20 protein-coding genes and 1 tRNA gene are annotated in these 26,789 nt (G+C 65.7%); 11 read left to right on the plus strand and 10 right to left on the minus strand.

What is annotated here, in order from left to right; translation table 11 throughout:
• Positions 1 to 25: 25 nt before the first annotated feature.
• Entirely contained in the window at positions 26 to 634 is a 609-nt protein-coding gene (locus tag ACI1V7_RS11195; protein ID WP_404531838.1) for a YqhA family protein, read from the minus strand.
• 272 nt (positions 635 to 906) lie between these two features.
• Between ACI1V7_RS11195 and acs the strand changes: the two genes are divergently transcribed.
• Entirely contained in the window at positions 907 to 2,898 is a 1,992-nt protein-coding gene (gene acs / locus ACI1V7_RS11200; RefSeq protein WP_404531839.1) for an acetate--CoA ligase, read from the plus strand.
• Positions 2,899 to 2,993: 95 nt separating this feature from the next.
• Here the strand turns inward: acs and ACI1V7_RS11205 are convergent, their stop codons facing one another.
• Both ACI1V7_RS11205 and ACI1V7_RS11210 read right to left on the minus strand, forming a co-directional pair.
• Positions 2,994 to 3,290 carry a KTSC domain-containing protein gene (locus ACI1V7_RS11205; RefSeq protein ID WP_404531840.1) on the minus strand — a complete coding sequence of 99 codons (297 nt, stop codon included), beginning with the start codon at positions 3,288 to 3,290 and terminating at the stop codon, positions 2,994 to 2,996.
• 195 nt (positions 3,291 to 3,485) lie between these two features.
• On the minus strand, positions 3,486 to 6,182 hold the full coding sequence (locus ACI1V7_RS11210; RefSeq protein WP_404531841.1) for a polysaccharide deacetylase family protein: 2,697 nt from the start codon (positions 6,180 to 6,182) through the stop codon (positions 3,486 to 3,488).
• A gap of 238 nt (positions 6,183 to 6,420) precedes the next feature.
• Here ACI1V7_RS11210 and ACI1V7_RS11215 point away from each other — a divergent pair.
• Both ACI1V7_RS11215 and ACI1V7_RS11220 read left to right on the plus strand, forming a co-directional pair.
• Positions 6,421 to 6,511: transfer RNA gene (locus ACI1V7_RS11215), tRNA-Ser, on the plus strand.
• Positions 6,512 to 6,808: 297 nt separating this feature from the next.
• Positions 6,809 to 7,444, plus strand: coding sequence for a hypothetical protein (locus tag ACI1V7_RS11220; RefSeq protein ID WP_404531842.1), 636 nt, complete (start codon positions 6,809 to 6,811; stop codon positions 7,442 to 7,444).
• Between the two features lie 52 nt (positions 7,445 to 7,496).
• On the opposite strand, the gene ACI1V7_RS11225 is transcribed toward ACI1V7_RS11220, so the two are convergent.
• From ACI1V7_RS11225 to ACI1V7_RS11245, 5 genes are all read right to left on the minus strand, one after another.
• Entirely contained in the window at positions 7,497 to 7,634 is a 138-nt protein-coding gene (locus tag ACI1V7_RS11225) for a helix-turn-helix transcriptional regulator (RefSeq protein ID WP_404531843.1), read from the minus strand.
• 21 nt (positions 7,635 to 7,655) lie between these two features.
• A complete protein-coding gene (locus tag ACI1V7_RS11230; RefSeq protein WP_404531844.1) occupies positions 7,656 to 8,015 on the minus strand; it encodes a hypothetical protein in 360 nt (119 codons plus the stop codon).
• Positions 8,016 to 8,310: 295 nt separating this feature from the next.
• Positions 8,311 to 8,550, minus strand: a complete 240-nt coding sequence (locus ACI1V7_RS11235; RefSeq protein WP_404531845.1) for a phiTE_015 family protein — start codon at positions 8,548 to 8,550, stop codon at positions 8,311 to 8,313.
• Between the two features lie 376 nt (positions 8,551 to 8,926).
• A complete protein-coding gene (locus ACI1V7_RS11240; protein WP_404531846.1) occupies positions 8,927 to 9,127 on the minus strand; it encodes a hypothetical protein in 201 nt (66 codons plus the stop codon).
• A gap of 40 nt (positions 9,128 to 9,167) precedes the next feature.
• Entirely contained in the window at positions 9,168 to 9,524 is a 357-nt protein-coding gene (locus ACI1V7_RS11245; protein WP_404531847.1) for a hypothetical protein, read from the minus strand.
• A 511-nt stretch (positions 9,525 to 10,035) separates the two neighbouring features.
• On the opposite strand from ACI1V7_RS11245, the gene ACI1V7_RS11250 reads away from it, so the two are divergent.
• The 3 genes from ACI1V7_RS11250 (at position 10,036) to ACI1V7_RS11260 (ending at position 15,235) form a co-directional block, all read left to right on the plus strand.
• Positions 10,036 to 11,109, plus strand: a complete 1,074-nt coding sequence (locus ACI1V7_RS11250; RefSeq protein ID WP_404531848.1) for a hypothetical protein — start codon at positions 10,036 to 10,038, stop codon at positions 11,107 to 11,109.
• A 235-nt stretch (positions 11,110 to 11,344) separates the two neighbouring features.
• Positions 11,345 to 12,679 (plus strand): sugar MFS transporter, encoded by a 1,335-nt coding sequence (locus ACI1V7_RS11255; RefSeq protein ID WP_404531849.1) that lies wholly within the window; start codon positions 11,345 to 11,347, stop codon positions 12,677 to 12,679.
• Positions 12,680 to 15,235, plus strand: a complete 2,556-nt coding sequence (locus ACI1V7_RS11260) for a family 20 glycosylhydrolase (RefSeq protein WP_404531850.1) — start codon at positions 12,680 to 12,682, stop codon at positions 15,233 to 15,235.
• Between the two features lie 122 nt (positions 15,236 to 15,357).
• Here ACI1V7_RS11260 and ACI1V7_RS11265 read toward each other — a convergent pair whose 3' ends face one another.
• A complete protein-coding gene (locus ACI1V7_RS11265) occupies positions 15,358 to 17,835 on the minus strand; it encodes a glycoside hydrolase family 95 protein (protein ID WP_404531851.1) in 2,478 nt (825 codons plus the stop codon).
• 161 nt (positions 17,836 to 17,996) lie between these two features.
• On the opposite strand from ACI1V7_RS11265, the gene ACI1V7_RS11270 reads away from it, so the two are divergent.
• The 4 genes from ACI1V7_RS11270 to ACI1V7_RS11285 all read left to right on the plus strand — a co-directional run bounded on the left by ACI1V7_RS11270 (position 17,997) and on the right by ACI1V7_RS11285 (position 24,109).
• The gene (locus ACI1V7_RS11270) at positions 17,997 to 18,350 is read left to right on the plus strand and encodes a hypothetical protein (protein ID WP_404531852.1); all 354 of its coding nucleotides are present in this window, start codon (positions 17,997 to 17,999) and stop codon (positions 18,348 to 18,350) included.
• 80 nt (positions 18,351 to 18,430) lie between these two features.
• Positions 18,431 to 19,738 carry a TolC family protein gene (locus ACI1V7_RS11275; protein ID WP_404531853.1) on the plus strand — a complete coding sequence of 436 codons (1,308 nt, stop codon included), beginning with the start codon at positions 18,431 to 18,433 and terminating at the stop codon, positions 19,736 to 19,738.
• On the plus strand, positions 19,735 to 20,958 hold the full coding sequence (locus tag ACI1V7_RS11280) for an efflux RND transporter periplasmic adaptor subunit (protein ID WP_404531854.1): 1,224 nt from the start codon (positions 19,735 to 19,737) through the stop codon (positions 20,956 to 20,958). Before ACI1V7_RS11275 ends, ACI1V7_RS11280 begins: the two co-directional genes overlap by 4 nt.
• Complete coding sequence (locus ACI1V7_RS11285; protein ID WP_404531855.1) at positions 20,948 to 24,109, plus strand: efflux RND transporter permease subunit; 3,162 nt, start codon at positions 20,948 to 20,950, stop codon at positions 24,107 to 24,109. Before ACI1V7_RS11280 ends, ACI1V7_RS11285 begins: the two co-directional genes overlap by 11 nt.
• On the opposite strand, the gene ACI1V7_RS11290 is transcribed toward ACI1V7_RS11285, so the two are convergent.
• Complete coding sequence (locus ACI1V7_RS11290; protein WP_404531856.1) at positions 24,106 to 25,017, minus strand: PAS domain-containing protein; 912 nt, start codon at positions 25,015 to 25,017, stop codon at positions 24,106 to 24,108. The genes ACI1V7_RS11285 and ACI1V7_RS11290 overlap by 4 nt on opposite strands.
• Before the next feature lie 309 nt (positions 25,018 to 25,326).
• Here ACI1V7_RS11290 and ACI1V7_RS11295 point away from each other — a divergent pair, with 309 nt between their 5' ends.
• Positions 25,327 to 26,739 carry a GntP family permease gene (locus ACI1V7_RS11295; protein WP_404531857.1) on the plus strand — a complete coding sequence of 471 codons (1,413 nt, stop codon included), beginning with the start codon at positions 25,327 to 25,329 and terminating at the stop codon, positions 26,737 to 26,739.
• Positions 26,740 to 26,789: the final 50 nt, after the last annotated feature.

The raw sequence follows: 26,789 nt of genomic DNA on the forward strand, positions 1-26,789 counted from the left end.
GGGACTTGGAGTGCTTGGTTGGGTTTCAGTGCTGCTTGGAGTTGCCGGTATTTGACATGATGCGGTCGGTGTAGGCGATCGCCATCGCCGACAACAGGAACACGACGTGAATGCCGGTCTGGGCGATCAGCGTCTTCGCCTCGTAGGCGCCGGCGTTGATGAAGGTCTTCAGCAGATGGATCGAGGAGATGCCGATGATGGCCATCGCCAGCTTGGTCTTCAGCACCGACGCGTTCACGTGCGACAGCCATTCCGGCTGGTCCGGATGGTCTTCCAGGTGCATGCGCGACACGAAGGTCTCGTAGCCGCCCACGATCACCATGATCAGGAGGTTCGAGATCATGACGACGTCGATCAGGCCCAGCACCACCAGCATGATCGTCGTTTCGTTCAGCTTGGTCGGCGCCGGCGCGTCCGGCACGGCGACGGCGGCGATGATGTGTTCGAGCGCGGCCTGGCTGCCCATCGCAGCCATGACGAGGTCGACCAGCTCGACCCAGAAATGGTACACGTAGACGCACTGCGCCAGGATCAGGCCCAGGTACAGGGGCAGCTGCAGCCAGCGGCTGGCGAACATGAAATTGGCGAGCGCCGAGCGCTTCCTGGCGGCGGCAGGGGATTGTGGTTCGTACATCGAGAAGAGGACTCCGGTGGCGCAGGGGGAAGACAACTCGGCATTCTACACCCGCCGGGCTCCACTGGCACTGTCCATCGGCATTCCGGAAAGCTTGCTAGAATGACCTCGGGATGCCGAAGCGAGGCCGCCGGCGCCGATGGACATGCTCCATGTAAGCGATCAGTAAGCGAGCCCGCATAAGGTATGTGGCAAAACTACCAGGATCCCGACCTGCGGCCCCCGCGTGGCCGCCGTACCGATCGGGGATCTGTATTACTAAGGAGACTAGTATGGCCGAGAACGAGAACAGCCTGCAGGGCCTGCAGGAAAACCGCGTATTCAATCCGTCCGCGCAATTCGCCGACCAGGCGACCATTTCCGGCATGGAGGCGTACAACAAGCTGTGCGCCGAAGCCGAACAGGACTACGAAGGCTTCTGGGCCCGCCTGGCCCGCGAGAACATCGCCTGGAACAAGCCCTTCACCCAGACGCTCGACGAGTCGGATGCGCCATTCTATAAATGGTTCGCCGACGGCAAGCTGAACGCGTCGTACAACTGCCTCGACCGCAATATCGAGAACGGCAACGGCGACAAGACCGCCATCATCTTCGAAGCCGACGACGGCACCGTCACGCGCGCCACCTACCGCGAGCTGCACGAGCGCGTCGGCAAGTTCGCCAACGGCCTGAAGTCGCGCGGCATCAAGAAGGGCGACCGCGTCGTCATCTACATGTCGATGTCGATCGAAGGCGTGGCCGCGATGCAGGCCTGCGCCCGCATCGGCGCGACGCACTCCGTCGTGTTCGGCGGCTTCTCGGCGAAGTCGCTGCAGGAGCGCATCGTCGACGCCGGCGCCGTCGCCGTCATCACTGCCGACGAGCAGCTGCGCGGCGGTAAATCGCTGCCGCTGAAGTCCATCGTCGACGAGGCGCTGGCCATGGGCGGCTGCGAGACCATCAAGGACGTCATCGTCTACAAGCGCACGGGCGGCAACATCCAGTTCCAGGAAGGCCGCGACATCTGGCTGCACGACCTGGTCGACGGCCAGAGCGCCGAGTGCGAGCCGGAGTGGGTGGATGCCGAACATCCGCTGTTCATCCTCTACACCTCGGGTTCGACGGGCACGCCGAAGGGCGTCCAGCACTCCACCGGCGGCTACCTGCTGTGGGCGATGCTGACGATGAAGTGGACCTTCGACATCAAGCCGGAAGACGTCTACTGGTGCACGGCCGACATCGGCTGGGTCACGGGCCACACCTACATCGCCTACGGCCCGACCGCCGTCGGCGCCACGCAAGTCATCTTCGAAGGCGTGCCGACCTACCCGCACGCGGGCCGTTTCTGGGAAACCATCGCCAAGCACAAGGTCAGCATCTTCTACACGGCGCCGACCGCGATCCGTTCGCTGATCAAGGCCTCGAACGCGGACGAGAAGGTGCATCCGAAGAGCTTCGACCTGTCCAGCCTGCGCCTGCTGGGCACCGTGGGCGAGCCGATCAATCCGGAAGCCTGGATGTGGTACTACAACAATGTCGGCGGCGCGCGCTGCCCGATCGTGGACACCTTCTGGCAGACCGAGACGGGCGGCCACATGATCACGCCGCTGCCGGGCGCGACGCCGATGGTGCCGGGTTCCTGCACGCTGCCGCTGCCGGGCATCATGGCCGCCATCGTGGACGAATCGGGCGCCGACGTGCCGAACGGGCAGGGCGGCATCCTCGTCGTCAAGCGTCCGTGGCCGTCGATGATCCGCACGATCTGGAACAACCCGGACCGCTTCCGCACCGCCTACTACCCGGAAGAGCTGGGCGGCAAGTACTACCTGGCCGGCGACGGCGCGATCCGCAACAAGGACACGGGCTACTTCACCATCACGGGCCGCATCGACGACGTGCTGAACGTCTCGGGCCACCGCATGGGCACGATGGAAATCGAATCGGCGCTGGTGGCGCACCCGGTGGTGGCGGAAGCCGCCGTGGTCGGCAAGCCGGACGAGACGACGGGCGAGGCGATCTGCGCCTTCGTCGTGCTCAAGCAGGCGCGCCCCACCGGCGAGGAAGCGAAGAAGCTGGCGGCCGAGCTGCGCAACTGGGTCGGCAAGGAAATCGGCCCGATCGCGAAACCGAAGGAAATCCGCTTCGGCGACAACCTGCCGAAGACGCGCTCCGGCAAGATCATGCGCCGCCTGCTGCGCGTGCTGGCCAAGGGGGAAACCATCAGCCAGGACGTGTCGACGCTGGAAAACCCGGCCATTCTCGACCAGCTGAAAGAATCTGCTTGAGTGCAGGCCGATTTAGGAGTCTAATCTCCTGACAGATTGCAGAGTTGATGCCGCCCGGGAAACCGGTGCGGCATTTTTTTTAGGCGTGTCTGGTGTTACGCGCCGTCGGTATCGCTGCCGCCGCCGAAGGCTTTCATCAGGGCGTCGCGGTCGATGGCCGCTGTCCCGGCGCTGGGTGCGGCGCGTCCGCGCTTTCCCGTGAACTCTTCCTCGATGTTGTCGCGGTAATAACTCCACGGCGAGGCGGACGTCGACAGCTTGCGCCAGGTGTCGCTGCCGACGGCGGCGTAGTCGATGGCGGTGCCGTCGTCGAATTCCACGCGCAGGGTGCGTTCGCGCTGGTCGTAGCCGATGGCGCGCAGTTTGCCGGCGTTGATCTTCTTCATTTCCATCGCGGTCCTCCAGGGTTGTGGCGGCGGGGAACAACGTCGTCCCTGCGCAGGCAGGGACCCAATGTGAAGTAAACGACACCGAAGCTGAACCGTTGACCGACCACCCACGTCGTTCCCGCGCAGGCGGGAACCCATACTGAAGTGACTAAAGACGCTCAGCATGGGTTCCCGCCTGCGCGGGAACGACGGGCAAACTTACAGTTTCTCCATCTGCTGCCGAGCATACCCCGCCCCAGCACTATTCGGCGCCAGCTCCAGATACGTCTTGTACGCCGCCTTCGCCTTCCCCCCATCCCCCGCCCGCGCATACGCATCGCCCAGGTTCATGTACGCGATCGCCCGCGACGGATCCATCCTGATCGCATTCTCGAACCAGCGCGCCGCTTCCGCGAACTTGTCCTGCTTGTAGAACACGAAGCCCAGGTTGTTCGCCGCCAGCGCAAAGTTCGGCCGCAATTTGAGCGCTTCCGTGAACTGCGCCTCGGCCTGCGCGTACTGCTTTTCCTTGTACAGCTGCAGCCCGTGGTCGTTGGCGCGCTGCGCCTGCTGCCGGCTCGACACGGGCACGGCGGCCGGCGCCGTGATCGTCGCGGTACCGCCTTGCAAGTCCTTGACGACGACGGTGGCCGAGGGCGTGGATGCTTTCGCATCGAGCTTGCTGTTCAGCGCGATCGCATCGTTCGACAGCTGCGCCGTGTTCGTGTTCAGGAATTCCGTCTCTTCCGGCAGCTCGAACACGAAGTCGCCGCCTTCCGAACCGGGCAGGCTGCCGAAGGCCGGCGTCTGCTGCGCCACGCTCGATACGGCCGGCGCCACATAGGCCGCCAGCTCGGTCGCCGTGATCAGGCCGTCGCCGTTCAGGTCGGCCTTGCCGCCCAGGCCCTGCATCAGCGTCCAGGTGAACACCGAGTGGCCGTTCGGCCCGCCGTCGGACACCAGCTGGTCGGCGCCGCCGGCCGTCAGCATCTGGCGTCCCAGGCGGCGCGCGTTATCGCGCAGGAAGGACGCATTGGCGCCACCGCGCGTGAGTCCCAGGCCGCTGTAGCAGGCATCCATCACGAAGAACGCGTGCTTGGCCTGCAGGCTCTCCGCGATGTTCTGGATCTCCGTCATCGGAATCGCGTCCGTCGCCAGCTGGTTCGGATCGGCGTCGTAGGGAATGATGTAGCCGAGATCGCGCCCCGAACTGAGCTTGCGCGTGGCGCCGTGGCCGGCGAAGAACACGAAGATGCGGTCGTTCGGCTGCAGTCCTCCATGCGCCAGTTTGTCGTGGAAGGCGGCGAGGATGCCCGTGCGCGTGGCCTGCTCGTTCTTCAGCGTGATGACGCGTTCCGGCGCAAAGCCGAACTTCTGCACCAGCAGCTGGCCGACGCCCTCGGCATCGTGTACCGCATACTGCAGGCGCGGCCACTTCGGATAATTGTCGACGCCGACGAGGATCGCCCACGAATTCGCATACCCCGTGGCGGCCGCCCGCGGCACGGGCGCCGGCGCGGCGCTGGCGCTGGCCTTGAACGCCGCGCCGTCCCAGCCGGCGAACTGGTAGCCCTCGGCCGCCAGGCGCTCCAGGATCGCGGGCAGCGCCTTCACGGTGCGCTCGTGGATGTCGTGGAACAGGATGATGCCGCGGCCCTCCTTGTCCACCGCGCGCAGCACGCGGTCGGCGATGGAGGAGGGTACGGGGTCGGCCCAGTCGAGAGAATCGATATTCCACATCACCGACTTCAGGTGCGCGTTCTCCAGCAGCTGCAAGCCTTCCTTGTTGCGCGCGCCATAGGGAAAGCGGAACAGGTCGGAGCGCTGCGGGTCGACGGCTTTCAGCAGGGTATCCGTATCGAGGATCTCCGAGCGCAGCCCGGCGCCCGTCTGCTTGGACAGTTGCGCATGCGAGAAGCTGTGGTTCGCGAGTACGTAGCCCTGGGCCTTGAGCTTGCGGCTGACGGCCGCGCCGGCGTTCAACTTGGCGGCGCCGTTTGCATCGAGCGTGCCTAGATTCCTGCCGACGCTGAAGAACACGGCCGGCGCATCGTACTGCTTGAGGATGGCAGCGATCTCCTCGCTGTAGCGGCGGTGCGGGCCGTCGTCGAAGGTCAGTACGATGGTCTTCTTCGGCAGCGTCTTGCCGAAGATCTCGGCCTCCTCGCGCGCTTTCGTCGGCGCCGCCGCCGGCTCGGCGGGTTCGACCGGATCGGGCTTGGCAGGGTAGGGCAGCACGACGCCGTAATCCTTGAGGATGCGGTCGCGCTGGTACAGCGTCTTCAGGTAGGCGACGTAGCTGTCCCACTTCTCGCGCTTCAGGACGATGGAGCGCGACTCGTAGCGGCCGAACACGGCGCGGATCTCCTTCTCGTACATGCGCACGACTTCGGCCAGCGCGTCGAGGTCTTCCGAGATCCGCTTGTGCAGCTTGATCGCGGGGAGCGCGGAATCCTGGGCCACGCGGTCGAGCAGCGACTGCAGCATCTCGCGGAAAGCCAGGCGGTCTGCGTCGTACAGGCCTTCGCCCGATTCCACATAGTCGAGCAGGCCGCCGACCTGGTCGAAGCGGCGCGCATCGGTCGACGCGAGCAGTTGGCCCACCGCGCTGTCGACCCGGGCGATGCGCTCCTGGTTTTCGTGGAACAGCTGCTGGCCGACGCGATTCGCCTCCGCCCGCGCCTCGGCGGACAGCGCTTCCTCGTCCAGCGTCAGCACGATCATCTTGCGGTAGGCGGCCAGCATCTCGCGCATGTCCGAGGCAATGGCGTTGGCCTGCGACGACTGCGCGGCGCTGCTGCCCGACTGCTGCGGCGCGGGCGGCGTGTCGGACTTGCGGCTGACGAGATAGGTACCGCTGGCGGCGCCGGCTGAGGCGACTGCGAAGATGATGGCGTAGAGGGATTGGCGTTTCACGGCGGCTGTGGCTCGTATGTGAGAAAGTTTTATCTGAGCAACAATACCATTATTGCACTATTGTGGGCCACCGAAACTCCAGTGCTTGTGGTATCGCAAACAACACTCGTCACCCCTGCGCAGGCGGGGACCCAAGTAAGGCTGCGCACGCCGCGCGCGACATGGGCACCGAACACCCTTGTACTGCCGGGAATAGTTGCTATAATAGGCGGCTTCGCAGAGATGCGAAAACCCATCAGGAGAGATGGATGAGTGGTTTAAGTCGCACGCCTGGAAAGCGTGTATAGGTTCATAGCCTATCGGGGGTTCGAATCCCCCTCTCTCCGCCAGGAACATGTACGAAGTGATCCAAATTCGTTCAGCAAACCCGCGTTACTCCTTGTGAGAACGCGGGTTTTTTGTTCGCCAACCGTTTTTAGAGTCCATTGAAATCCAGCATCTCTAGCGGTACTGTTGACGGTATCTACTCATACCGTCGAAACAGATACCGCCATGCCCAAGCTCGCCACGCCCCTTACTGATGTCCAGACTCCTACCCCCACAGCAGGGGAGCAACATTTTGCTGACCCTCTAGTTGAGAACGATTACAATTAAGCAATACACCACTCGGTATGCTGGTTGATTGAATGAAAAAGCTCGTCTTTTATGTGTTGCTGTTTGTTGCATTCGTTGCATCAATAGCAATCGGCACATCGGTTGCGTTGTGGCGCAATGCCGTCCACGCGTCTACCGAAACTGAGTACAAAATTTGGCTCGATATGCTTAGCCTTCTCGGTTCGTGGACATCTGGGATTGGCGCGGTGGTAGCAGCTTGGGTAGCACTTCACATAGCGAACCAGCAGCGACGAGACTCTATATTGCTTGACCGCGTCCGGGCACTTCATCACACGATGGCGATCGTCAATGATCTTCGGCTGAGGGTGCATTATCTCGGGAAGTCACTGAAAGAGGGTAGCAAGCCGCTTGCCGCGATTACTGGGAATAGTCTTGCGCTGATGCGAAGGTACGAGGCGCTATACGATCGCGACCTTTATTCTGGCATTGACGGCACGATCATTGAGCGGATAACGAAATTGTCTGGCTCGTTCTTCGGTATCGAAACTGCAGTAGCAGTGATCTCATCGCACTTGGATCATAAGGCGCACGTGAATATCCCGCCTCTCGGGGCTAATGGTGCGCCTCCCACAGACAAGCTGTATAACGAGCTTGATGATCTCTATACAGCTCTCGAAGAGTCAAGGAAAAATCTTGAGCAACTATGATTGGTTTTATCGTGCTGCCTCTCTTACGTGGCGCTAGTCTTTACTCCGCTAGTCAAGCTCTGTTGCCATTGAGACAACTCTTCTGCATCCCAGGCAACCGCCGTGGCCCGATCTGGACGGGCGCAGGGAAAGTGCCCGCCTTGATTCGCTCGTAGATGACTGTGCGCTCGAGGCCGATCAGCTCGATCACGGCCGGTAGGCGCAGGAAGCGTTAAGTGCGTTGATTGTTGACTCCGTTCGTTTGGTCTTCGTTCTGGCCACGTACATGCTTAGCGAGGCATTCGGCCACAGTGATGCCGACATAACTTGCCACCCGCTCGACTGCTGCTTCGATGTGAGGGGGCCAGCCGTAGCCGCGGGGCAGGCGGCGGTACAGCCACAGCATGACGCTGACGGCCTCGGCTACCTCTGTCTTTCGCAGTGCTTGGAGTGCGCTGCCCAGCTTCGCATTCATGTCCGGTGCCGCCAGCAGCGTCTCGGCCAGCTCTCTCTGCGCCGACTCCGTGGCGAGGGTATCGACGCTCTGCGCTTGATCTGGCGCGAGGGCAGCGTCGCCGACGCCGGCGCCCATGGCATAGAACAATGCTCCAGCGCTGGTGAATTCACGGGTAGTTGCCGATCTGGCTCTAGCTCGCGCCCCACCCCGGCGCCGATGGGTGCAGCGACAGCGGGTGCGGGTTCGAATCTCACCTCGCCAGTTATGACAAGGAAGCCGCGCGGCGCACGTGCCACCTCCCGCTGCTTGCGGATGATGTCCGCGTTCTGGTGGTCGCCGACGTCCTCGTGGCCTTTGACCATCAACGCCCAATCGGCATCGCTCACCGAAACATTTCGTTCAGTCTGGCTCATTCGGATTCATCCTCTTTCTAGCCAATCGCCGCGTAGGCTCCGAGCCATCCCATCCAGGCATAAGAAGTCTCGATGTTGACGTACCCATCGCTCTGGCGCTTCAAATCGAACGGGCGCTTGCCGGCCCAGTCCTCGAACCGCAGCCGCAAACCATCTGAGGCAGCGAGCTCCTCTAGCTTCGTAATCTCGATGCTGTGACGCGGCTTAACCGATTTCGCGGGAGGCTCCGTATCAGCTTCATCCTTCGTGAGCCCCATGGCGAGCGCCCTGATCGCCCCACTGTAGATGGCAAGCCCCTAGTCCAGCCCGCCTAGGAAATATCGACGATGGTGCTTCGCGCGTTCTGCCTTGCGCACCTCTGGGAGCAGGGTGTAGGCCTTGATCAGTGCCGCGCTCAATCGCGCGAGCGAAGCCAGCTAGGTCAATGCCGCCCTCAACGCGGTGCGTTTCCGCGAATGCCCTGATTTCATGGGCTGTCAGCGGGCCGGTACGTTGACCATATCCCTCTGCCTCCTTACTGTGCTTGCACAGATCGCGGACGACCACTGCCCCCTCGACGCTCTGTGTACTGCCACATCTCTCAGGCGAATGCGGTATCGCTCCCTTGGGTTGCCTGGTTATGGATGCGCTGACTCATGCCGACTCTTTCTGCGGCAGGGCGCCGCGATAGATTTCGCTCAGTACCAAATAAGCCTGAAAGCAGGGGCTGAACAGATTCGTGTGCGGGCAGGTGAAATTGTTTTCGGTCGGGGTGTCGAGCAGCTTTGCCACGTCGATGCCATCGACGCGTGCGGGCAGGGCCTCAGCGATGCGCTCATTAGATGGTTTATTCATGACCGAAAGCCTTTCGCTTGGGCGAAAGTAAGGACTGGATTTAAATCGTCATCGAGCAAATGCCCGTCATGATCCTTGCGCGTACAAGACGGTCATCGGCGGTGGGCTGATCGCCATCGCAGTCATTTGGTGCAGCCTCGTCGATCAGGCTCACAGCCGCTGCTGCGACTTCGGCAGACGTAATAAAACATTCCACCGCAGGGGATGCGCAACCAGCGCCTGAACCAGCCGCTAATCGCGCCGCATCGATAGTGATCTCGCGCTGTTCGGCCTTGATCGAGGCAAAGTAGACCGTCTCTTCATTGGCCGGCACCCGACGGATCGGACGCAAACGCAGTTCGTTCTCGTTCCGTCGACGTTGCCCGGCTGGAGTCGCATCGAAAAGCACCGGCATCATTCCGTCTTCGAACGACTCTTCGTCGCGAGCGTGATACAGGCTCAGTTTAGACCTATTCCTGGAGCTGCCTATGCGCTAAACGACTCGAGCAAATTCCCGGAGCGCTCAGCGCATTCCACTGACATTCCGTACACAGCAAAAAAAGATCGCTTCCATTGAGACACGGTCGCTTACGCGCGGATTGTGACCACCCAGTGGATGTGGCTTAAGGGAGGCGGAAGCGGCTCCATCTGCTACCACAACTCATCTAGCAACCATCCATCGTCACTTTACCAAGCCCATGATAAGTCTTCCGGTCATCGACTTAGAATAAAAAAAGTTTTAGGCGTTCCGGTAGATGAGTCTTACTAAAATAGGCTCTTAATTTCGCTGTGTTCACGGGGAAGTGGCGCGTGGATAACTGTAAGTGTTAGTAGTTAAGACAACAAACATTAACGCGTCGATTTGCCATACAATCATGACTTCCTTGCTGCAATCCTTTTGATAACTGTCACGAACTTGGAAGCCTAATATGGAAAATGAAGTGGGAATTGAAGAGAAAAATGAGGAAGTGAAAATTGATGTCACAAAAGTGACGGAAATCAAAGCCGGGGTATATTATCGCGGAAAGAAGGTGGTAAAAACATACCACGAATCGCCACACGCAGTAGTATTTTCCCTAGAAGGTCAAAGAAATATAAGCTATAAGTATAGCGGAGACGAATTTTCTAATAGAGTGGCAAGCTTGGAAAGCTTGATAACCTTAGCCGACAAAAAATTCAAAAATGAACGATTTGATTTGTTGAACAAGTGCATAGTAATTATTTTGCGACGAATTTTTGAACGATGTGATCAGGTGGAATTAGATAAACTTTTGGAAGATTATAAAAATCAAATTGATGCACATCCAGGCGTTAAGGCAATCGTTGGTCGAGGGCAGGGATATTGTGTCTGGCAGAATGAGAATGGGGGAATCGGTTATAGAATAAGCGCAAAATCAGAAAAGATAGATTTCGCTATAGCTGAGTATACTCGAATTCGTTCAATGGCTGAGGCCCTGCTCTCTGAAAAAGATCGGTTAAAATTTAATCGACGATTGGCAGCGGCGCTTCATGGTTCGTTTAAACTTCCCTCGGCGGCGAACGGGCTATTTCTGACACTTGAGAAGATTGTTCTTGGTGCGATACAAAATGAAGTAAAACTTAAGCTTTTGGTAGTCACGGTTGGAGTTGCGATAACGTTGATGTTAGTGGCTGTATTTGGATACTATAAATTTGAGTTTCCGAAATTTATTCATCTCTCCCTTATAAGTGCTACTGGGGGTGTCGCAGGAGCGTTGATATCATTTCTTGAACGTTCAAAGACAACAGTCGTAAATGAGGGGGATCATGCTGTCCTGATAATATTAAGTAATGTCTGTCGCGTGTTGATTGGCGGATTATTTGGCTCAATTGCATGTGCGGCCGCCAACGCCGATTTGGCTTTTTCTCTTTTCAAAGAAAGCAAATCGGCGCTGCTGATCTTAGGTGTTGCTGCTGGATTTAGTGAGAGATTAATACCAGACGTACTTGGATCAATTGTTTCCTCTAAGACGTCGGATACTTGATTTTGTGGCAATAAAGTGGATTGGCTTAAATTGGATTTTATTATCAATATAAGCTTTTGTTTTCCATGAAATTCTGTTCTTCTCGCCGGCGGCTCGTTCGCCGTCGACGACAAGAAGAAAATTGCTGAATTGTCTACTTAAACTTAGACCCGACGTAACGATGAGTTGACCGGTATTTCTGGTCTTAGGTCCACCTCCCTGCTAGCATGACTCATCCATAACGAGGAGCGCTAGAATGGAACTGAGCGTCGACCAGCCAAAACAGCAACCCGATGACTCGACCAGCACCGTCGTCACCGGCATGCTCTTCGTCGGCCTCCTGTTCTTCATCCTCGGCTTCGTCACCTGGCTGAACGGCTCCCTGGTCCCGTTCCTGAAGATCGTCTGCGGCCTCAATAACTTCCAGGCCCTGTGGGTCACCTTCGCGTTCTACATCGCCTACACGGTGATGGCGCTGCCGTCCGCCGCGGTGCTCAGGCGAACCGGCTACAAGAACGGCATGACGCTGGGCCTGGCCATCATGGGCTGCGGCGCCTTGCTGTTCATCCCGGCGGCGCAGACCACGCACTACGCACTGTTCCTGGCCGCGCTGTTCACGCTCGCTACCGGCATGACGCTCATGCAGACAGCCATCAATCCCTACATCGTCTGCCTCGGCCCGCGCGAGAGCGCGGCCATGCGCATCAGTATCATGGGACTCTTCAACAAGGGGGCGGGCGTCGTCGTGCCGCTTGTCTTTTCCTCGCTGATGCTGGCCGATATCGACCGCTTTTCGCACACGGCACTGGCCACGCTGGCGCCGGCCGCGCGCGATGCGATGCGCGCCATGCTGGCGCAGCGCCTCGTGTTCCCATACGCGTGCATGGCCGGGCTGCTGTTTGCGATCATGGTCTTCATCCACTTCTCCAGGCTCCGCGAGATTCCGCTCGATACCGATGAAGGAGACGACGGTGTCGAACGCCTCGGCGTCCTGCAGTACTCCCAACTGGTGCTGGGCGCGCTGGCCTTGTTCGCCTACGTCGGCGTGGAGGTAATCGCGGGCGATACCATCGGCCTGTACGGCCACGAACTGGGCGTCTCCAACTTCGGCGTGCTCACGTCGTACACGATGGTGTGCATGGTGCTCGGCTACCTGATCGGCGTGGTGGCGATTCCACGCTGGCTGTCGCAGCAGCGCGCGTTGCTATGCTCTGGCCTGGCCGGACTCGTGTTCACCGTCGGCGTGGCCACCGGTTCGCCGCACGACAGCGGCATCGCGCAGGCCTTGCTGGGCTGGACGGGGATCGCGCCGGTACCGAATACCGTCATGTGCCTGGCGCTGCTGGGCCTTGCGAATGCGATGGTGTGGCCGGCCATCTGGCCCCTCGCGCTGCAGGGACTCGGGCGCCACACGGCCAGTGGCTCGGCCCTGCTGGTGATGGCGATCGCCGGCGGCGCCGTGCTGCCGCTGCTGTACGGGCGCCTTTCCGACGCCGTCGCGCTGCGCGAGGCCTACTGGCTCATGCTGCCGTGTTATGCGCTGATTTTCTGGTATGCGGCGCGCGGGCATGCCATCCGCCGCTGGCGCTGAATGGAGACACCGTTGATCGACCGGACACGATACGCACGCTGGCTGCTGCTCGCCTTGCTGGCCGCGCCACTGGCACAGGCGCAGGCGCAGGAAGCCCCAGCGATACAGGAAACCGTTGCCAGCGGCGCCAAGTTGCAACTGCGCTGGGAACTGCAGCGCAACCTGTACTCGGCCCAGGCACCGAATGGCCGCACGCAGGCGCGCCTGATCCTCACCAACAAGGACAGCAAACCGTTGCCGCCGCAGGGCTGGTCGCTGTACCTCAATTTCATGGAACGCGTCGAGACGGGCGCCTTGCCGGGAAAGGTGACCCTGGAGCAGGTCGCGGGCGGTTTGTTCCGCCTGCGTCCTGCGCCGGATTTCCCCGGCCTGCAACCGGGCCAGACGCTGGACGTCGTCTACTATCACCCGGACCCCGTCATCAAGCTGTCGCGCGCACCGGCCGGCCCCTACCTCGTCTACGATGCGGCGCCGGACGCGGGTACGGCCATCGACTTCGCGCTGTTGCCCGTCACGCGTCCGGAGCAGCTGGACCGGGGGCAGAGCGGCATTCCTCCCCTGACCACGCCGCAGGACACCTATCGCCGCAACGCCCGCGCCGTCCTGCTGCCCGCCACTGAGGTTCCGCCGGTGCTGCCCACTCCCTTGCAGCTGAAGAAGGGCAGGGGAACGCTGCGGCTGACGGCGCGTCCACGCATCGATGCGCCGGCCGCGTTGAGCAATGAAGCGGCGCTGGCGCGATCGCTGTTCCCCGCGAACCTGCCGGATGGCGGCCCGCTGCTGCGCCTGGAAGTGGGCAAGGTCGCCGGCCAGGCCTCGCCGGAAGCCTACCGCCTGAGCATCACGGCGGATGGCGGCATCGCCATCGTCGGCAACAGCGCGGCCGGCGTCTCCTATGGCCTGCAGACGCTGCGCGGCCTGATGCCGCTGCCCGGCACGCGGGACTTCGCGCTTCCGGCCATCGAGATCGTCGATGTGCCAAGGTTCGGCTACCGCGGCTTCCAGCTCGATGTCGCGCGCAACTTCCACGGCAAGCAGACGGTGTTCAAGTGGCTGGACCTGATGGCGCGCTTCAAGCTGAATCGCTTCCACTTCCACCTGACGGACGATGAAGGCTGGCGTCTCGAGATCGCGGGCCTGCCGGAGCTGACGTCCATCGGCGCCGTGCGCGGCCACGCGGCGCAGCCCGGCCTGCGGCTGCAGCCAGCCTATGGTTCCGGCCCCGATCCCAAGGACCCCCGCGGCAGCGGCTACTTCAGCCGCGCCGACTACATCGAGATCCTGCGCTACGCGCATGCGCGCCACATCGAGGTGGTGCCGGAGATCGAGATGCCGGGCCATGCGCGCGCCGCCATCCAGGCGATGGAAGCGCGCTACCGGCGCCTGCGGGCGGCAGGGGACAAGGACGCGGCCAGGTACCTGCTGACCGAGTTCGAGGACCGCTCCGTCTACAAGTCGCCGCAGATGTACACGGACCACGTGCTCAATCCGGGCCTGGAGTCGAGCTTCGTCTTCATCGAGCACGTGGTCGACGCCATCGTCGCGCTGCACCGCGAGGCCGGCGTGCCGCTGCACACGGTCTTCATGGGCGGCGACGAAGTGCCGGACGGCGCCTGGGAAAAATCCCCGGCAGCGCAAGCGCGCATGCGGCAGGAGGGACTCGAGACGACGGCCGACCTGTGGGATTATTTCTACGACCGTGTCGATGCCATGCTGCGCCGACGCGGCCTGTTCACGTCCGGCTGGGAAGAGATCGGCGCGCGCCAGACGGTGCTGCACGGCCGCCGCAAGCTGATCCCGAATCCCCACTTTACCCAGCGGGGCTTTCACGCCTATGTCTGGAACAACACGCCCGGTGCCGAGGACTTCGCCTACCGCCTCGCCAATGCCGGCTACGACATCGTGCTGGCGCCGGTGACCAGGATGTACATGGACATGTCGTACAACGCCAATCCGGAGGAGCCCGGCGTCAACTGGGGCGCCTACACGGAGCTGGAGGACGTCTACGACTTCATTCCCTTCGACTACCTGAAGAACGCGGCGCCGGCCGCGCGCATGGGCAAGGACGGCCTCACCGACTTCGGCAAGCGCCGCGTGCGCGGGCTCGAGGCCACGATGTTCACGGAGACCGCGCGCGACCCAGTCCTCATCGACTACCTCGTCATGCCGCGCCTGCTGGCCGTGGCGGAACGCGCCTGGGCCCCCGATCCCACCTGGGCCACTGAGAGCGATCCGGCCAGTGCCGCGGCGCTGTACCGCGATGCGTGGACCGGCTTCGTCAATACGCTGGGCCAGCGCGTGCTGCCGCGCCTGGACCTGGACGGCGTGGGCGTCGACTACCGCATCGCACCGCCCGGCCTGATCGTCGAGGGCGACCGCGTGCTCGCCAACCACGTCCTGCCCGGCATCACGCTGCGCTATACCATCGACGGCAGCGAACCCACGGCCGCCAGCCCGCCGGTGACGGGACCGATCGCCGCGCGCGGCACGATCAAGGTGGCGGCCTTCGACCGCAACGGCCGGCGCGGGCTGGTGGCGACGATCGATCACGGCTAGCCTGCCTAAAAGGCGGGCACGCCAGCGAACACCGCATGGCTGCTGGCTTTCGCTCCCCGGGGGTGGTTGTTCTCCACAGAAATTGTGGATATCTCCCGTCCCCTGTGGATATCGTTCCTCGCTCAGTTCGCGCGCATCTCCGCCCGGCCGCGCGCATCCAGTTCGAGCGCCACGGCGCGGCCATCGACGTGCAGTCGCACGCGCTGGCCCGGCTTGCCCTGTATGGACAGGCGCCGCATCCGGCCGCCGGCCCAGTCGAGGTCCAGCACAAGGCCGCCGCGCGCCCGCACGCCGTGCAGCGAACCTTCCGGCCAGGCGGTCGGCAGCGCCGGCAGGATGCGGATCTCGCCGCCCCAGGACTGCACCAGCATCTCGAGGATGCCGGCCGCGCCGCCGAAGTTGCCGTCGATCTGGAAGGGCGGGTGGGCATCGAACATGTTCGGATAGGTGCGCACGGGGCCCAGCAGGCCGCGCAGGATGCCGTGGGCGCGTTCGCCGTCGCCCATGCGTGCCCACAGCGCCAGGCGCCACGCGGTGGCCCAGCCGGTCGACATGTCGCCGCGGTTGTCCAGCACCTTCTTCGCCGCCGCGACCAGTTCCGGCGTGTCGCGCACGTTGATCTGCTCGCTCGGGTAGACGGCGTACAGGTGCGACACGTGGCGGTGGTGCTGTTCCGGCGCCTGCGCGTCCCAGTCTTCCAGCCATTCCTGCAGCTGGCCCTGGGCGCCGATGCGGTCCGGCGCCAGGTGCGTGCGCATGTCCTTCAGCGTCTGCGCGAAGGCGGCGTCCGGATCGTGCAGCTGCGCGTGCGCGGCGATCGTCCAGGCGAACAGGTCGCGCACGATCTGGCGGTCCATCGCCGGGCCGGCGCAGACCGCCACGCCCGGGTGGTGCTCGTTCTCCGGCGAGATCGACGGCGAGGTGACGAGCCCGCGGCCGTCCTTGTCCTCGACCAGCGTGTCGACGAAGAACAGGGACGCGCCTTTCAGCAGCGGGTAGATGCGGCGCAGGTAGGCCGGGTCCGGGTCGTACTCGTAGTGGTGCCACAGCGTCTGGCACAGCCAGGCGCCGCCGCAGGGCCACATGCCCCAGTTGGGGCCGTCGATGGGGAAGGCGGCGCGCCACAAATCCGTGTTGTGGTGCGCGACCCAGCCGCGCGCCCCCCAGCCCTGGCGCGCGACGACGGCGCCGCTCACCGCCAGTTCCTCGACCATGCGCAGCAGCGGCTCCGTGCACTCGGGCAGGTTGGCCGCTTCGGCCGGCCAGTAGTTCATCTCCGTATTGATGTTGATGGTGTACTTGCCGCCCCATGGCGGGTTCGTCCCTTCGTTCCAGATGCCCTGCAGGTTGGCGGGCTGGCTGCCGGGACGCGACGACGACAGCAGCAGGTAGCGCCCGTATTGCAGGTACAGGGCGGCGAGCGACGGGTCCAGCGCCTGTGCGGCGGCGCGGATGCGGGCGTCGGTCGGCTGCATCGGCTGAAGCGCGCCAGCGTCCTTCCCGATGCGCAGCGAGAGGCGCCGGAACGGTTCCCGGTGCGCCTTCACGTGGTCGGCGCGCAGCGCCGCATAGGGCTTGCGCGCCGCCGCATCCGTGTGGCCGCGCACGATGCGCACCGGATCGCCCGTGATGTCGCCGTGGCGCACGTAGCTGGTGGCGGCGCCGACCAGCAAGGTGATCTCGCGCGCGCCGCGCACGCGCAGGCGGCCTCCCTCCACCGTGACCTTGCCGTCGCCCAGCGCCAGCACGCGCACGGCGTAGCGCAGCGCGCCCTGCACGCCGGCGTTGTCGGCGTTGCGGCCCTGGACCAGCAGGGCGCGCGGGCCGTCGGCCGCGACGGACAGGCTGTCCGGCACGTCCTCGATCCGCAGCGGTTCGCGGAAGTCCCACGCGACGCCCGTCTGCAGCACCGGATCGCCGTCCTTGCTCGAGCGCGTGTTGCCGTACCTGACCTTGTATTGCGGATGGCGGTAGCCCACGTCGATGTCGAGCCGGTCCGGCCCCGTCGCCCGCAGGTGCAGCACCACGACCTGGTCGGGCAGGCTGGCGAAGCTTTCGCGCAGGTGGCGCGTGCGCCCGCTGGTGAAGGAGGTCGAGGCGATCGCCGTGTCGAGGTCGAGCGCGCGGCGGTACCTTGCCGCGCCGGACAGGCCCAGCACGTCGACCAGCAGGTCGCCGGCCGCGCCGTACGGCATCTGCGTCGCCGGCTTGGCGATCATGGCGTCGCTCACCAGGTCGCGCGCCTCGGCGTAGCGGCCGGCGTCGATCAGCGCACGCACCCGCGGCAGCGCGTCGCGCGCGCCGGGGTTGGAAAAATCGTAGGGACCGCCCGCATACAGCGTGTCTTCGTTGAGCTGCAAGCGTTCCTGGGCCGGACGGCCGAACACCATCGCGCCCAGGCGGCCGTTGCCGAGGGGGAGGGCCTCGACCCACTGGGCGGCCGGTTGCGTGTACCACAGGGCCAGCCGTTCGCGCTCGCCGTCGTCGTCCGCGACAGTCCTGGCGACGGCCGTGGCACGGGCCAGGCCCGGCCAGATCATGGCCAGGCCCGTGGCGGCCAGCACGTGGCGCCGGGTCGCATCGATGCGGCTCTTCTTCATGCATGTCTCCTTTTTTTATTGGTGGCGAATCCTAACATGCACATGTCTGCAAATGTCAGGCGCTAACATCGTGGCCGGTCCGGTATCATGCACCCGTCGCACCGGATTTCTGCGGTACGATCGAACCTATAACCAACCGACATCCTCCCGCACGCCGACCCATGCGCCGCTGGTTCATCATCTTCCTGCTCCTCGTCTATCCGTTCCAGCTCGCGCTGGCGACGGCGGACCGGTGCTGCGTGGTGACGGCGGTCGGCGTGAGCCACCATGCGCTGGCCGGGGAAGCCAATGTCGTCGACGTCGCCACGGTCACGGCCGACGACGAGGGCGCCGGCGCGGCCGATCCCCATTGCGCCGCCTGTTCGTTCAGCCACACGGCCGCGGCCCCGCCGGGCGAATCGCCGGCCCCGTTCCCCCATGTGCACGCGCCGGCCTGCGCCGCGCCGCTGCCCAGCTACGCATCCTTCCCCGCCGGACGGCCCGAACGTCCCCAGTGGCCCGACACTGCCGCCTAGCGTGCAGCGCCTTGCCTGACGGGCCGCCACCGGCCCGCATGCCCCTGCACGCCTGATCCATCCAACCATCGGGAGCAACCATGCACATCCACTCCAGGCGCCTTCGCGTCCTGGCGGCGGCGCTCGTGGCCTGGTGCGGGGGCGCCGTCGCGCAACCGCACGGGCCCGCGCCGTCCGCCATGGCCGCGGCGCCTACACTGACACCTGCACCCCAACCCGCGGCGGCGCTCGACCTGCAGGCCGCCATCGCGCTGGCCCTCGAACGTCATCCGCTGCTGCGCGCGGCGCAGCACGACGTGGCGGCCGGCCAGGCCGACGTCGACCAGGCCGGCCGCCTGGCCAATCCGGAACTGGCCTGGCTGCGCGAAGGCGAGCGGGCCGGCAGCCGGACCACGACCGTCCAGGTCAACCAGCCCATCGAACTGGGCGGCAAGCGCGGCGCGCGCGTCAGGCTGGCCGAGGGCGAACTCGCGCTGGCCGACGCCGAGCTGGCCTTGCGCCGGCAGGCGATCCGCGCCGACGTCATCGACACCTATTGCGCCGTGCTCGCGGCGCGCGAACGCCAGCAACTCGCCGATGCGATGACGGCGCTGGCGGCGCGCGGCAGCAGCGTCGCGAGTAGCAGGGTCGCGGCCGGCAAGGTGTCGCCGATCGAGGCGGCCAAGGCGCGGCTGGCCCAGGCCGAGGCGAAGGCCGAGGGCGAACGCGCCTTGGCGGAGCTCGCGGTCGCGCGCACGCAACTGGCGCAGCTGCTGGGCGCTGCCGCCGTCGAGCGGCCGCTCGTTCCCATCGACGCCGATGCCTTGCCCGAGGCCGAACCGCTGGACGCGTTGCTGCGGCGCGGCCTGGACGCCGCCGCCGAGGTGCGCCGCGCCCGTGGCCGGCTGGCCGTGCAGCGCGCCCGGATCGACGTCGAACGCGCGGCGCGCATCCCCGACGTGACGCTGTCCGTCGGCAGCCAGCGCGACGACCAGGCCGGCCGGCGCCAGGCCGTCGTCGGCATCGCCGTGCCGTTGCCCCTGTTCGACCGCAACGGCGGCAGGCTCACGGCCGCGCGCGAACGCGGGGCAAGCGCGGAGGCCGAGCTGGAAGCGGCGCGCGACGCGGCCCGGGCGGAACTGGCGGCGGCGCACGCGCGCTACGTGCAAGCGCGCGCCGAAGCGCAGCTGCTCGAGCGCGACGTCGTGCCCGAGGCGCGCGCCGTCCACGACCTCACCCTGAAGGGTTTTGAATACGGCAAGTTCGGCTTCCTCGACGTGCTCGACGCCCAGCGCACCTGGTTCCAGGTGCGCTCGCGCAGCTGGCAGGCGCTGCGCGACGCCTGGCGCGCCCGCGCCGAGCTGGAACGCGTGGCCGGGCCCGCACAACCATTTTCGAAAGCACCATGATGAACAAGAAGCAGAAAACCGCGATCGCGCTGATGTGCGTGGTCGCCGCCGTGCTGGCCGCGCTGATGCTGTGGCGCAGGCCGCCGGCGCCGCAGGGGCCATCGCAGGAAAGCGATGGCCACGCACAGCACCAGGACGCCCACGGCCACGACGACCGCCATCCCGACGCCGGCGCCGCCCCCGCGGCGCAGGAAGACGGCGCGATCGCCATGACGGCGGCCCAGGTCGCAGCCAACGGCATCGCCGTGGACAGCGCGCGTCCCGCCACCATCGGCGAACGCCTGCACCTGCCGGCCCAGGTCGTGGCCGACGCCGACCGCAGCGTCGCCGTCGCCGCGCCCGCCACGGGCATGGTGCAGTCGGTGCTGGTGTCGCCCGGCGCGGCGGTGGAGCGCGGCGACGGGCTCGTCGTCCTGCGCAGTCCCGAGGTCGCGCAGTGGCGCGCGGACCTCGCGGCGGCCGGCCAGCGCCTGCAGCTGGCGCGCACGGTGCGCGAGCGCGAGCGCCGGCTGTGGGAGGAGGGCATCTCGGCGCGCCAGGACTTCGACGCCGCCGACAGCGCCTTGAAGGAGGCGCAGATCGCGCAGCAGGCGGCGCGCCAGCGCCTGGCCGCGCTGAACGTCGACGCCGGCGTGCCGTCCAGCACCGTCACGGTGCGCGCGCCGCTGGCCGGCATCGTCGTCGAGCGGCCCGCCGTCGCGGGCATGGCGGCCGATCCGGGCAAGCCGTTGCTCGTCATCGCGGACCTCGGCCGGGTGTGGATCGAGGCCGCCGTGCCGGCCGACAGCCTGGGCCAGGTGAGCGTGGGCATGCCGGCCAGCGTCAGTGCCACCGCGCTGGCGCAGGAGGTCAAGGGCACCGTCGCCTTCGTCGGACCGGTGCTGGGCGCGGCCACGCGCACGGCCGTCGCCCGGATCGTGCTGCCGAATCCCGGCCTGCGCCTGCGTCCCGGCATGCTGGCCGACGTCGACCTGATGGGCCGGCAGGCCGAAGTGGCCGTCACCGTCGCCACCGACGCCTTGCAGACCATCCACGAGCGCACGGTGGTGTTCGTGCGCACGCCGGCCGGCTTCGCGGCGCGCACGGTGACGACGGGCCGGTCGGACGGCCGCCGCACCGAGATCGTCGCGGGCCTGGCGGCCGGCACGCCGCATGCGGTGGCGGGCAGCTTCCTGCTCAAGGCGGAACTGGGCAAGGGAGAGGCCGACCATGACCATTGACGCCACCGACCGCTCGTTCTACGGGCGCCTGATCGCCTTTTCCATCGCGCGGCGCTGGCTGCTGATGTTCGCCGCCGCCGGCCTGGCCGTGCTGGGCGTGGCCAGTTACGGGCGCCTGCCCATCGACGCAGTGCCGGACATCACCAACGTGCAGGTGCAGATCAACAGCGCTGCCGCGGGTTATTCCCCGCTCGAGGTCGAGCAGCGCATCACCTTCCCGATCGAGACGGCGATGGCCGGCCTGCCGCGCCTGGAGCAGACCCGCTCGCTGTCGCGCTACGGCCTGTCGCAGGTGACGGTGGTGTTCGAGGACGGCACCGACCTGTACTTCGCGCGCCAGCTCGTGGGCGAGCGCCTGCAGCAGGCCAGGAGCGCGCTGCCGGCCGGGATCGAGCCGGCGCTGGGTCCCGCCGCGACGGGCCTGGGCGAGATCTTTTCCTGGACCGTGGAGGCGGCGCCGGATGCGCGCAAGCGCGATGGCACGCCGTACACGCCGTCCGACCTGCGCGAGATCCAGGACTGGATCGTGGCGCCGCAACTGCGCGGCGTGCCCGGCGTCACCGAGGTCAATACCATCGGCGGCTACCTGAAGGAATACCAGGTGGCGCCCGACATGGCGCGCCTGTCGGCCCTGGGCCTGTCGCTGGACATGCTGGTGCGCGCGCTGGAGCGCAACAACGGCAACGCGGGCGCCGGCTACATCGAGCGCGGCGGCGAACAGCTGGTCGTGCGCACGCCGGGACAACTGCGCTCGCTGGACGACATCCGCGACATCGTCATCGATGCCGGCGCCGGCGCGCCGATCCGCGTGCGCGACGTGGCGCAGGTGGAGATGGGACGTGAGCTGCGCACCGGCGCCGCCACCGAGAACGGCCGCGAGGTCGTGCTCGGGGCCACGTTCATGCTCGTGGGCCAGAACAGCCGCACGGTGTCCGCCGCCGCGCGCGCCAGGCTGGAAGAGGTCAACCGCTCGCTGCCGCCGGGCGTGCGCGCGCTGCCCGTGTACGACCGCTCGGTCCTTGTCGACAAGGCGATCCGCACGGTGCGCAACAACCTGGTGGAAGGCGCCTTGCTGGTCGTCGCGATCCTGTTCCTCTTCCTCGGCAACCTGCGCGCCGCGCTGATCACGGCGGCCGTGATTCCCCTGACGATGCTGATGGTCTTCACGGGCATGCTGCAGGCGGGCGTCAGCGCCAACCTGATGAGCCTGGGCGCGCTGGACTTCGGCATCATCGTCGACGGCGCCGTCGTCATCGTCGAGAACTGCGTGCGGCGCCTGGCCCACGCGCAGGCCGCGGCCGGGCGGCCCCTGACGGCGCGCGAGCGCTTCGCCGAGGTGTCCGCCGCGGCGGCGGAGGCGCGCCGGCCGCTGCTGTTCGGCCAGCTCATCATCATGACGGTGTACCTGCCCGTGTTCGCGCTGGGCGGCGTGGAGGGCAGGATGTTCCACCCGATGGCGCTGACGGTCGTGATGGCGCTGGCGGCGGCGATGCTGCTGTCCGTGACCGTCGTGCCGGCCGCCGTCGCCTTGTGGGTCACGGGGCCGGTGGCGGAGCGCGAGGGCCGCCTGATGGCGGGCGCGCGCCGCTGGTATGCGCCGCTGCTCGAGCGCGTGCTGCGGAACCGCCCGGTGGCGCTCGTCTTCGCCGTGCTGGCCGTGCTGCTGGGCGGCCTGCTGGCCACGCGCCTGGGCACGGAGTTCGCGCCCAACCTGGAAGAGGGCGACATCGCGCTGCTGACGCTACGCGTTCCCGGCACCAGCCTGCAGCAGTCGGTGCAGATGCAGCAGCAGCTGGAGCGCACGCTGCTGGCGCAGTTCCCGGAGATCGACCGCATGTTCGCGCGCATCGGCACGGCCGAGGTGGCGACCGATCCCATGCCGCCGAACGCCGCCGACAGCTTCATCATGCTGCGTCCGGAAAGCCAGTGGCCGCGGCCGCGCCGCACCCACGCCCAGCTGGTGCAGGCGATCCGCGAGGCCGCCGAACGCATCCCCGGCAACGCCTACGAGTTCTCGCAGCCGATCCAGCTGCGCTTCAACGAGCTGATCTCGGGCGTGCGCAGCGACGTGGCGGTAAAGGTGTTCGGCGACGACCAGGAGGCGATGCAGCAGGTGGCGCGCCAGGTCGCGCAGCGCCTGGAGCGGCTGCCCGGCGCGCGCGAAGTGCAGGTCGAGCAGACCGAGGGGCTGCCCACGCTGACCCTGCAGGTGGACCGCCTGAAGGCGGCGCGCTACGGCCTGAACGTGGCCGACGTGCAGGAAGCCTTCGGCACCCTGGTGGGCGGCCGCGACGTCGGCCTCGTGTTCGAGGGTGACCGCCGCTTCGCCATCACCGTGCGCCTGCCTGAAGGCCAGCGCAACGACATCGAGGTGCTGGGCCGCCTGCCGATCGCGCTGCCGCCATCGAAGGCGGACGGGCGGTCGGACAGCATCCCGCTGTCGAGCATCGCCACGCTGGCGATCGTGCCGGAGGCGAACCAGGTCAGCCGCGAGAACGGCAAGCGCCGCGTCGTCGTGGGCGCGAACGTGGACGGGCGCGATCTCGGTTCCTTCGTGGCCGACCTGCGGCGCGAACTGGCGCAGGTCAGGCTGCCGCCCGGCACCTGGCTCGGGCTGGGCGGCCAGTTCGAGCAGATGGAGGCGGCGGGCAGGCGCCTGGCGCTCGTCGTGCCGGCCGCGCTGGCCCTCGTGTTCGCGCTGCTGTACATGATGTTCAACCGGATCGCCGACGGCTTGGTGGTCTTTTCCGGCATACCGTTCGCCATGACGGGCGGCGTGGCGGCCCTGTGGCTGCGCGGCCTGCCGCTGTCGATGTCGGCGGCCGTCGGCTTCATCGCGCTGTCGGGCGTGGCCGTGCTGAACGGCCTCGTGATGCTCGGCTTCATGCGCGGCTTGCTGGAGCAGGGCATCGACGCGCGCCGCGCCGTGCGCGAAGGCGCCCAGGCCCGCCTGCGGCCCGTGCTGATGACGGCCCCGGTGGCATCGCTGGGCTTCCTGCCGATGGCGCTGGCGACGGGAACGGGCGCCGAGGTGCAGCGGCCGCTGGCGACCGTCGTCATCGGCGGCATCCTGTCGTCGACGGCGCTGACCCTGTTGATCCTGCCGGCGCTGGCCGACTGGATCTACGCCCGCACCCGGCGCGCAGGCTAGTGCGCGGCGCCCCTGTCGATGAACGCGGCCACGGCGCCCCGCACGCGGCCGCGTTCGTCGCGCAGCGGCACCGCGTTGACCATGATGTGCAGGCGGTCGCCGTCGGCGAAGCGGGTGACGAGCTCGCGGCCCCAGGTCTCCTCGCCACTGGCGGCGGCGCGCTCCAGCGGCAGGTGCTCGGGCGCGACGGCTTGCTCGCCTTCGTACACGTCGTAGGAGCGGATGCCCGGTCCCGTCATGGTCGGGCTCTCGCCCGGCGCCAGGCGCAGCAGGCGCCGGCAGGTGGCATTCGCGGTCACGTGGCGGCAGTCGCGGTCATGGGCGATGAAGATGGCGACGGGCGCCGCTTCCATCACGCTTTCCAGTTCGGCGGCACGGCGCCGTTCACGCTGTTCGCTCTCGCGCAGGGCGGCCGTCAGGCGATGCTGCTCGGTGATGTCCTCGACGGCGGCCGATACTCCCAGCAGCTTCTGCGCGCGGTCGAACACGGGATGGACGCTCAAGCGCCAGGTGCGCTTGTGGCCGGGGTTCGCCTCGGTGGCGCCGTCGAACACCATGCCGACGACGGGCTGGCGGCTCTGCATCACCTGGTGGAACGCGGCCTCGGAGGCATCGGCCACGCCGGGCACGAGGTCGCGCAGCGTCTTGCCGAGATGGTCGCCGGGCGTGAGACCGTTGATGTCGGCCAGCAGGCCGTTGACGCGCAGGAAGCGTCCTTCCGTATCGAACACCGCCATGCCCAGCGGCGCCTGTTCGAACAGCGATTCCAGGTGCAGCACAGTGCGCCGCAATTCCCCCACTTCGCCCGTCAGGGCGGCAAGACGCTGTTGTTGGCGGGCCAGCAGGATGGCTGCCAGCAATGCTACAGGCATCAGCATCAACAGGATCTCGGTGCTCGTGCTGGTCAAAGCGCCCCCACTCCGTCATTTTTTATTTAACAATTATAAGCATCATGCAAGTGTTGAGTGCAATTTCTTGATGTTATTTATTCAAATTTGTTGCAGAGAAAGCCAGTTTGGCTAAAGTTATTTCTACAAAGAATCCACTGTTGGTAAGGAATGTTAATTCTTGGTTATCGCTACCATTCCACGAACGGTCATGTTAAAACCGTAATTTTACGTATAGCAAGCTGTTGATTCCTGAATAATAATTGGCGTGGGCCGCCAAGAGATCGACGTCACGATCCGGCCCGCACGACCCACCATGGAGGAGGCACCTTGTCGTTTCTGATCGTCCTTGCCGCCCTGGCATTCCTGATGTTTGCCGCCTACCGCGGCTACAGCGTCATCCTGTTCGCACCGGTCGCCGCGCTCGGCGCCGTGCTGCTCACCGAGCCCGGCGCCGTCGCACCCGTCTTTTCCGGCATCTTCATGGAAAAGATGGTCGGCTTCGTCAAGCTGTACTTCCCCGTGTTCATGCTGGGCGCCGTATTCGGCAAGGTGATCGAACTGTCCGGCTTTTCCGAGTCCATCGTGAACGCGGCGATCCGCTGGATTGGCCGCGCGCGCGCCAACGCCGTGATCGTGGCCGTGTGCGCGCTGCTGACGTATGGCGGCGTGTCGCTGTTCGTCGTCGTGTTCGCCGTCTATCCGTTCGCGGCCGAGCTCTACCGCCAGAGCAATATTCCGAAGCGCCTGATGCCGGGCGCGATCGCGCTGGGGGCGTTCTCGTTCACGATGGACTCGCTGCCGGGCACGCCGCAGATCCAGAATATCATCCCCACCACGTTCTTCAAGACCACGTCGTGGGCCGCACCCGTGCTGGGTACGATCGGCTCGCTGTTCATCGTCGCCGTCGGCCTGGCCTACCTCGAATGGCGCCGCCGCGCGGCCATGGCCAAGGGGGAGGGCTACGGCACGTCGCTCGTCAACGAACCGGAGCGCACCCGCGCCGCCGGGGCGGATCCTTCCCTCCCGCATCCGGCGCTGGCGATCCTGCCGCTGTTGACGGTCGGCGTCGCCAACTTCGCGTTCACGCGCCTGATCCCGGCCTGGTACGGCGACGTCTACACGGTGGCGCCCGAGATCCTGCCGGGCGTGCACGCACCGGTGACGGCCACCATCAAGACCGTCGTCGCCATCTGGGCCGTCGAGGCGGCGCTGCTGCTGGGGATCGTGCTGGTCGTCGCGACGGCCTTCCGGCGCGTCGCGGCGCGCTTCGCCGACGGTTCCAGGGCGGCCGTCGGCGGCGCGCTGCTGGCGGCCATGAACACGGCGTCCGAGTATGGTTTCGGCGGCGTGATCGCGGCGCTGCCCGGCTTCATCGTCGTCGGCGACGCCTTGAAAAGCATTCCGGATCCGCTCGTGAACGCGGCGGTGTCCGTCAGTTCGCTGGCCGGCATCACGGGCTCGGCCTCCGGCGGCATGAGCATCGCGCTGGCGGCGATGTCGGACCTGTTCATCGAGGGCGCGCAGGCGGCGCACATCCCGCTCGAGGTGCTGCACCGCGTGGTGGCGATGGCCAGCGGCGGCATGGACACGCTGCCGCACAACGGCGCCGTGATCACGCTGCTGGCGGTGACGGGGCTGACGCACCGCGAATCCTACCGCGAGATCTTCGCCGTCACCATCATCAAGACGCTGGCCGTGTTCTTCGTCATCGGCGTGTACTACGCCACCGGCCTGGTCTGAGACGCAGATCCGCCCGGGCGCGCCGGCCCGGGCGGATCCTCAACGATCGA

It is taken from the genome of Massilia paldalensis (assembly GCF_044901715.1).
Classification (GTDB): domain Bacteria; phylum Pseudomonadota; class Gammaproteobacteria; order Burkholderiales; family Burkholderiaceae_D; genus Telluria; species Telluria paldalensis.

Coding starts and splice junctions, on each gene's coding strand:
- ACI1V7_RS11220 (WP_404531842.1), top strand. CDS start 6,809: ATGAAAAAGCTCGTCTTTTATGTGTTGCTGTTTGTTGCATTCGTTGCA.
- ACI1V7_RS11205 (WP_404531840.1), bottom strand. CDS start 3,290: ATGGAAATGAAGAAGATCAACGCCGGCAAACTGCGCGCCATCGGCTAC.
- ACI1V7_RS11265 (WP_404531851.1), bottom strand. CDS start 17,835: ATGAAGAAGAGCCGCATCGATGCGACCCGGCGCCACGTGCTGGCCGCC.
- ACI1V7_RS11245 (WP_404531847.1), bottom strand. CDS start 9,524: ATGATGCCGGTGCTTTTCGATGCGACTCCAGCCGGGCAACGTCGACGG.
- ACI1V7_RS11195 (WP_404531838.1), bottom strand. CDS start 634: ATGTACGAACCACAATCCCCTGCCGCCGCCAGGAAGCGCTCGGCGCTC.
- ACI1V7_RS11230 (WP_404531844.1), bottom strand. CDS start 8,015: ATGGGCGCCGGCGTCGGCGACGCTGCCCTCGCGCCAGATCAAGCGCAG.
- ACI1V7_RS11280 (WP_404531854.1), top strand. CDS start 19,735: ATGATGAACAAGAAGCAGAAAACCGCGATCGCGCTGATGTGCGTGGTC.
- ACI1V7_RS11235 (WP_404531845.1), bottom strand. CDS start 8,550: ATGGGGCTCACGAAGGATGAAGCTGATACGGAGCCTCCCGCGAAATCG.
- ACI1V7_RS11260 (WP_404531850.1), top strand. CDS start 12,680: ATGGAGACACCGTTGATCGACCGGACACGATACGCACGCTGGCTGCTG.
- ACI1V7_RS11270 (WP_404531852.1), top strand. CDS start 17,997: ATGCGCCGCTGGTTCATCATCTTCCTGCTCCTCGTCTATCCGTTCCAG.
- acs (WP_404531839.1), top strand. CDS start 907: ATGGCCGAGAACGAGAACAGCCTGCAGGGCCTGCAGGAAAACCGCGTA.
- ACI1V7_RS11285 (WP_404531855.1), top strand. CDS start 20,948: ATGACCATTGACGCCACCGACCGCTCGTTCTACGGGCGCCTGATCGCC.
- ACI1V7_RS11250 (WP_404531848.1), top strand. CDS start 10,036: ATGGAAAATGAAGTGGGAATTGAAGAGAAAAATGAGGAAGTGAAAATT.
- ACI1V7_RS11255 (WP_404531849.1), top strand. CDS start 11,345: ATGGAACTGAGCGTCGACCAGCCAAAACAGCAACCCGATGACTCGACC.
- ACI1V7_RS11275 (WP_404531853.1), top strand. CDS start 18,431: ATGCACATCCACTCCAGGCGCCTTCGCGTCCTGGCGGCGGCGCTCGTG.
- ACI1V7_RS11240 (WP_404531846.1), bottom strand. CDS start 9,127: ATGAATAAACCATCTAATGAGCGCATCGCTGAGGCCCTGCCCGCACGC.